The organism is Streptomyces niphimycinicus, from assembly GCF_018883605.1.
GTDB lineage: Bacteria > Actinomycetota > Actinomycetes > Streptomycetales > Streptomycetaceae > Streptomyces > Streptomyces niphimycinicus.
The window spans coordinates 1-467 of sequence record NZ_JAHLEM010000758.1 but is presented as its reverse complement, the minus strand read 5'-3'; the positions used below and the strand labels follow the sequence as shown (position 1 = coordinate 467).

Below are 467 nucleotides of genomic sequence, written 5' to 3'. Positions count from 1 at the left end.
TCTCCGCGGTCGAGGTGACCTACCGGGGGCTCTGCCCCGACTGCGCGGCCTGAGAGCGCCCGCGACAGGCGGCTGAGACGCCAAGACAGACGAAAGGCCCGGATCCTGGAGGATCCGGGCCTTTCGCATTGGTAGCGGGGACAGGATTTGAACCTGCGACCTCTGGGTTATGAGCCCAGCGAGCTACCGAGCTGCTCCACCCCGCGTCGTTGTGTTGCAACCTTAACCCGGGGTGGACAGCAGGAGCAAACCGGTTACCGGCGGGACGCCCGCCGGTGGCTCCGGACCGGGGTTCCCGGCCCGGAGCACTACGCCGTGAGCTGCTGTTACGCCGTGAGCTGTCGCTACGCCGTGAGCTCCTGCTGAAGCGCGTCCCGCAGCCGCGCCGCGCGCTCGGCGACCTCCGCGGGCCCCAGCTCGACCGCCCGCGCACACCACCGCTGCCCCTCGGTGAGCGCCCCGCGGCG

The 467-nt window shown here is 71.1% G+C and carries 1 tRNA gene; it reads right to left on the bottom strand.

The features are described 5' to 3' along the window. Positions 1–129: 129 nt before the first annotated feature. Positions 130–206 (bottom strand) — tRNA-Met (locus KN815_RS41960). Positions 207–467 lie beyond the last annotated feature (261 nt).